Below are 6325 nucleotides of genomic sequence, written 5' to 3'. Positions count from 1 at the left end.
CCAGACGATCGCGCCGGAGAAGGATGTCGACGGCTTCCATTTCATCAATGTCGGCAAGCTCGGCACCGGTGAGCTCGAAACGGCCTTCGTGCCCTGCACGCCGGCGGGCTCCATGCTTTTGATCGAGCGGGTGCGAGGCAAAGACCTTTCCGGCCTCAACGCCGTCGTCGTCGGCCGCTCCAACATCGTCGGCAAGCCAATGGCCAACCTGCTGCTCGCCGCCAACTGCACGGTCACCATCGCGCATAGCCGCACCAGGGACCTGCCGGCGCTGGCCCGCACCGCCGACATTTTAGTGGCCGCCGTCGGCCGGCCGGAGATGGTCAAGGGCGACTGGGTCAAGCCGGGCGCGACCGTCATCGACGTCGGGATCAACCGCATCCCCGCGCCTGAGAAGGGCGAGGGCAAGAGCCGCCTGGTCGGCGACGTCGCCTATGCCGAGGCGGCGAAGGTCGCCGGCGCCATCACGCCGGTGCCCGGCGGCGTCGGGCCGATGACCATTGCCATGCTGATGGCGAACACTGTAGCTTCCGCCTACCTCGCGGCCGGGCTGAAGCGGCCGTCCTTCTGATCGAAAGCAGATCCTTGCCGAACCTCACTGCTCCTATCGAACGGCCGATCACGAACGATCCCGTTCAGGGCGGCCGTCAGTTCGGCTTCCTGCTCGTCGACAAGTTCTCGATGTTCTCGCTGGCGGCGGCCATCGACTGCTTCCGCTCGGCCAACCGCCTGCTCGGCCGCGACTTCTATGGCTGGACGACGATTTCGGCCGATGGCGACGCGGTCATGGCCTCGAACGGCCTGCCGCTGAAGATCGACTACTCGGTCGCCGACATGCCGCCGGTCGACATCCTGTTCGTCTCGGTCGGGCTCACCACCGAATTCCCAGGCAAGAGCAAGGTGCTGGCGGCGCTGCGCAGCTGGGGCCGGCGCGGCAATGCGCTCGGCGCGCTGTCGGTCGGCTCCTATCTTCTGGCCGAGGCCGGGCAGCTCGACGGCTATCGCTGCACCATCCATTGGGAGAACCGCGCCGGCTTCATGGAGCGCTTCCCCGACATCAACTGCACCGGCAATGTCTTCGAGATCGACCGCAAGCGCTACACCTGCGCCGGCGGCACCACCTCGATCGACCTGATGCTGGAGATCGTGCGCGGCGATTTCGGCTCCAACCTTGCCAATGGCGTCGCCAACCAGTTCCAGCACGAGCGCATCCGCTCGGCCGGCGACCGCCAGCGCGTCGGACCGGAGCGGGATCTCACCGGCAAGTCGGAGAAGCTGAGGCGCATCGTCGAACTGATGGCCGACCATCTCGACGAGCCGCTGTCCGCGGTACAGCTCGCCAAATCGGCGGGCCTGTCGGTGCGCCAGGTCGAGCGCCTGTTCCTGCGCCATCTCAGCGTGACGCCCGGCCGCTATTACATGCGACTGAGGCTGGAGCGGGCGCGCGAATTGCTGCGCCAGACCAACATGCCGATCCTCGATGTCGCGATCGCCACCGGCTTCACCTCGCACTCCTATTTCGCGCAGAGCTACCGGCTGCAGTTCGGCCGCCCGCCATCGGAAGAGCGGCGCACCACTTATTAGAGCGCTCCGCCTTTCATCCTCGGCCGGGCTTGTTTCCAGGACCCGCCTCAAATAGCTTTCGCAGCGCGGACGAGGGTTGCTCTCAGGAGATTTTCATGGCGGGACTGATACGGAGCGTTGCTGCGGCGATCCTCCTTTTGTCGATGACCACGTTTGGCTTTGCCGCCAACAAGGTCATCATCATCCTCGATGCATCGGGCTCCATGTGGGCTCAGATCGACGGCAAGCCGAAACTGGAGATCGCGCGTGAATCGCTGCGCACGGTGCTGCAGTCGGTTCCGGCCGACGACGAGATCGGCTTCATGGCCTATGGCCATCGCACCAAGGGCAGCTGCGATGACATCGAGCTGATCGTGCCGCCGCAGGCCGGCTCCGCCAGCGCCATTTCGGCGGCCGCCGACAGCATGAAATTCCTTGGCAAGACGCCGCTGACGGCCGCCGTCAAGCAGGCCGCCTCGGCGCTGAAGTACACCGAGGACAAGGCAACCGTGGTGCTGATCACCGATGGCCTGGAAACCTGCGGCGGCGATCCCTGCGCGCTCGGCAAGGAGCTGAAGGAAAGCGGCGTCGATTTCACCGCCGATGTCGTCGGCTTCGGCCTGACCGCCGACGAGGGCAAGCAGATCGCCTGCCTCGCCGAAAACACCGGCGGCAAATACATCCAGGCCTCCGACGAGAAGGCGCTGCAGGAAGCTCTGGTCGAGACCGTCGCGGCTCCGGCTCCGGCTCCTCAGCCAGTTCCCGAACCAGCACCGGCTCCCGCGCCGAAGGCAGTGGAGGTCGACTACAATCTCATCCCGACGGCGCTGCTGAAGGATGGTGGCGAGGCGCCGAAGTCCGACGTCTATTTTGAAATCTTCAAGGACGACGCCAAGGGGACCGGCGGCGAGCACGTCGATTACGGTTATAACACCGTCAAATTCCACCTTGACGCCGGCAACTACATCGTCGTCGCCACCAGCGGCGCGGCCAGGGCGGAGCAGAAGGTCTCGCTGACGGCCGACAAGACGACGGAACCGGCGCTCAACCTGAACGCCGCGGAGATATCCATCCATGCCAGGCCGGCGCCGGGCGCCGATATCGACCGCGGGGCGCAGATCAGCATCGCCTATCCCGGCGGCACCTCGGACGCCAATTACGGTGAGGTCAAGTTCGTCGTCCCGACCGGCGAGACCAAGGTCACCGTCAGCCTGGGAGCCGGGCAGGCGAGCGAGACGATGCAACTCGTCGCCGGCCAGGTTGTCGACAAGGACATCATCGTCGGCGTCGGCAAGGCCAAGGCCAATGCCTTCTACACCCAGGGCGGGGAGAAGGCCGGCACGGACGTGTCCTGGAAAGTATACAAGGCCGCCAAGAAGCTCGATGGCACCCGAGACCAGGTGACCTATGCCTACGGACCCGACAGCCAGTTCGACCTGCCGCCCGGCGACTATGTGATGGGCGTCGACGTGCAGGCCGTGTCCGCTGAGCAGCCTTTCAGCGTGACGGTCGGGCAGATGGCGGATGTCAACGTGACGCTGAATGCCGGTGTCGTGGCGGTCGACGCGCCAGGCGCCGATGGCTTCAAGATCTTCGAGGCCAAGAAAAACATCCAGGGCGAGCGCAAGCAGGTGACCTACGCCTATGGCGAAAAGATGCAAACGACGCTCGCCGCGGGCGACTACGTGCTGGTGACCAACTTCACCACCGACAAGGCCGACAAGGAAACGCCCTTCACCGTCAAGGCCGGCGAGCGCAACGAGCTCACCGTGCAGTAACCGGCTGGACGGGACGAGAAAGGGCGGCTCCGGGCCGCCCTTTTGCATGGGATGACCAGGATTTAGGTCAGGCGCTTCCGAACGCCGCCGCCCCATGATCGGCACGGCCGACCAGTTGCCGGAAGCCGGCGAACAGCTCGCGGCCGAAGCCGAACTCGTTGCCGATGAGGTCGGCATCCGCCGTGCGGCGCAGCGCGAATTCCGTTCCAGGCACCAGCACGTCCAACGTGCCGGCATCGGCGTCGAGCCGGACGATGTCGCCGTCATGGATCCTGGCGATGGCGCCGTCCTCGACCGCTTCCGGCGTCACATGGATCGCCGCCGGCACCTTGCCGGAGGCGCCCGACATGCGCCCGTCGGTCACCAGCGCCACGCGCTGGCCGCGATCCTGCAGGATGCCGAGCACGGTGGTCAGCTTGTGCAGCTCCGGCATGCCGTTGGCCTTCGGGCCCTGGAACCGGATGACGGCGATGAAGTCGCCGGTAAGCTGGCCGGCCTTGAAGGCGTCGTTCAGCGCCTGCTGGCTGTCGAAGACCTTTGCCGGCGCCTCGATGACGCGGCGCTCGGGTTTCACGGCGGAAGTCTTGATCACCGCATGACCGAGATTACCGCCGAGCACCTTCAGCCCGCCAGTCGGCTGGAACGCCTTCTTGACCGGCGCCAGCACCTTCTCATCGCCGCTCACGAGCGGCGCCGCTTCGCGCACCACGCCGCCGTCGTCGCCAAGCCTCGCCTCGACCGCGTAGGGCCGCAGGCCTTCGCCCCATACCGTCTGCACGTCCTCGTGCAGCAGGCCTTCGTCGAGCAGCTCGCGGATCAGGAAGCCGAGCCCGCCTGCGGCGTGGAAATGGTTCACGTCGGCAAGTCCGTTCGGATAGACGCGGGCAAGCAGCGGCACGGCCTCCGACAGGTCGGAAATGTCCTGCCAGGTCAGCGCGATGCCGGCCGCCGCCGCCATGGCGATCAGATGGATCGTATGGTTGGTCGAGCCGCCGGTGGCGTGCAGGCCGACCACGCCGTTGACGATCGAACGCTCGTCGATCATGCGCCCGACCGGCGTATAGGCATTGCCGAGCGCCGTGATCGCCAATGCGCGCTTGGCCGCTTCCCTGGTCAGCGCGTCGCGCAGTGGCGTGCCCGGATTGACGAAGGAGGCGCCGGGCGTATGCAGGCCCATGATCTCCATCAGCATCTGGTTGGAGTTGGCGGTGCCGTAGAAGGTGCAGGTGCCCGGCCCGTGATAGGACTTGGACTCTGCTTCCAGCAATTCGGCGCGGCCGACCTTGCCTTCGGCATAAAGCTGGCGGACCTTGGCCTTTTCGTCATTCGCGAGACCGGTCGTCATCGGCCCCGCGGGGATGAAGACGGCCGGCAGATGCCCGAAGGTGAGCGCCGCGATCACCAGCCCGGGCACGATCTTGTCGCACACGCCGAGGAAGACGGCCGCGTCGAACATGTTGTGCGACAGCCCGATCGCCGCCGCCATGGCGATCACATCGCGCGAAAACAGCGACAGCTCCATGCCGGGCTGGCCTTGCGTGACGCCGTCGCACATCGCCGGCACGCCGCCGGCGACTTGGGCGATGCCGCCGGCCTCGCGCGCGGCTTCCTTGATCAGCGCCGGGAACGTCTCGAAGGGCTGATGCGCCGACAGCATGTCGTTGTAGGAGGTGATGATGCCGAGATTCGGCACGCGGTCGCCGCCAAGCGCGATCTTTTCCGATGGACTGCACACGGCAAAACCGTGGGCGAGGTTGCCGCAACCCAGCACCGCGCGGTTGGCGGTGCGGCTGGAAGCCTCCGCGATGCGGCCGAGATAGGCTTCGCGGCCGGCTTTCGAACGGTGGCGGATGCGTTCCGTGATGGCTTCGATATCGCGTCTGGCTGTCATGGTCCGTCCTTTCGAGCCCGGCGACGTCCTCCCTCTGCCACCGGGCTGTCCTCATCTGAAATCAGGGTGCCCAGAACACCTCTATTCGTCTCGGCGCCGCCTCGAGCACTCTGCGGATGGGCTTCTTCGCGCCGGGACCGGTCGCGCCGTTGAACGCGGCGCGCTTGTCCTCGCCTTCGATATGGAGCGCGACGAAGCCGGCGGCGACGATGCGCGCCATCGAGAGCGTGAGCCGCGGCTCGCCGCCGCTCGCCGCATGCACCGGCAGCACGATGCGCTGCGAGGCCGGGTCGAGCAGTTCCTCGAGATTGCCGGCATCCGGGAAGAACGACGCCGTATGGCCGTCGCCGCCCATGCCGAGGATCACCACGTCGAGCGGCCAAGGCAATGATTTGAGCGCTTCGCTGTCCGCCGCGGCCGCGTCCTCGATGCTTGCCGTCTCATGGTAGAGCGGCACGAAGCGCGCCGCCGCGGCCTTGTTCTGGAGCAGGTTCGCCGCCACCAGCCCGGCATTCGAGCGCGGCGAGGAGGGCGGCACGAAGCGCTCGTCGACCAGCGTCACGGTAATCTTGTCCCAGTCGATCGGCGTGGTCGACAGCGCGGCGAACAGCTTCGCCGGCGTGGTGCCGCCGGACACCGCGAGCAGCGCGGTGCCGCGTTTCGCGATGGCGCTGGTCAACCGGTCTGCGATCTCCCCGGCAAGCGCCGTCGCCAGGTCCTGGCGGTCGGCAAAGCCGTTCCAGCCGTAGCGGACGTCGCTCAATTGCTCTCGTGCCATGTCCGTCCGTCACGTTCGATAAGAGCGATCGAGGCCGACGGCCCCCAGGTTCCGGCCGTATAGCCCTGCGCCTCCTGCCTGGCGCTTTCCCAGGCATTCTGGATCGGGTCGATCCATTTCCAGGCCGCCTCGACTTCGTCGCGGCGCATGAACAGCGTCTGGTTGCCGCGCACCACATCCATGATCAACCGCTCATAGGCGTCGGGCGCGCGCCCGTCGAAGGACTGCGCGAAGCTCATGTCGAGCGAAATCTGGCGCAGCCGCATGCCGCCCGGCCCCGGATCCTTGATCATGATGAACTGCTTGACGCCTTCG

4 protein-coding genes and 2 pseudogenes are annotated in these 6325 nt (G+C 66.4%); 3 read left to right on the top strand and 3 right to left on the bottom strand.

What is annotated here, in order from left to right:
- From EOD07_RS17985 to EOD07_RS17975, 3 genes and pseudogenes are all read left to right on the top strand, one after another.
- Positions 1-571, top strand: a pseudogene (locus EOD07_RS17985) (bifunctional methylenetetrahydrofolate dehydrogenase/methenyltetrahydrofolate cyclohydrolase); the annotation flags it as partial.
- A 14-nt stretch (positions 572-585) separates the two neighbouring features.
- Positions 586-1584 (top strand): GlxA family transcriptional regulator, encoded by a 999-nt coding sequence (locus EOD07_RS17980; RefSeq protein ID WP_040988147.1) that lies wholly within the window; start codon positions 586-588, stop codon positions 1582-1584.
- 95 nt (positions 1585-1679) lie between these two features.
- Positions 1680-3341 (top strand): VWA domain-containing protein, encoded by a 1662-nt coding sequence (locus tag EOD07_RS17975; RefSeq protein WP_127236428.1) that lies wholly within the window; start codon positions 1680-1682, stop codon positions 3339-3341.
- 67 nt (positions 3342-3408) lie between these two features.
- On the opposite strand, the gene edd is transcribed toward EOD07_RS17975, so the two are convergent.
- The 3 genes and pseudogenes from edd to EOD07_RS17960 form a co-directional block, all read right to left on the bottom strand.
- The gene (gene edd, locus EOD07_RS17970; RefSeq protein ID WP_127236427.1) at positions 3409-5232 is read right to left on the bottom strand and encodes a phosphogluconate dehydratase; all 1824 of its coding nucleotides are present in this window, start codon (positions 5230-5232) and stop codon (positions 3409-3411) included.
- 61 nt (positions 5233-5293) lie between these two features.
- A complete protein-coding gene (gene pgl / locus EOD07_RS17965) occupies positions 5294-6010 on the bottom strand; it encodes a 6-phosphogluconolactonase (RefSeq protein WP_127236426.1) in 717 nt (238 codons plus the stop codon).
- Positions 5992-6325, bottom strand: a pseudogene (locus EOD07_RS17960) (glucose-6-phosphate dehydrogenase); the annotation flags it as partial. The gene pgl and the pseudogene EOD07_RS17960, both read right to left, overlap by 19 nt.

The organism is Mesorhizobium sp. M2C.T.Ca.TU.002.02.1.1 (genome assembly GCF_003997225.1).
Note: the sequence above shows the minus strand (reverse complement) of the source record. Positions and strands in the feature narration are given on the sequence as shown.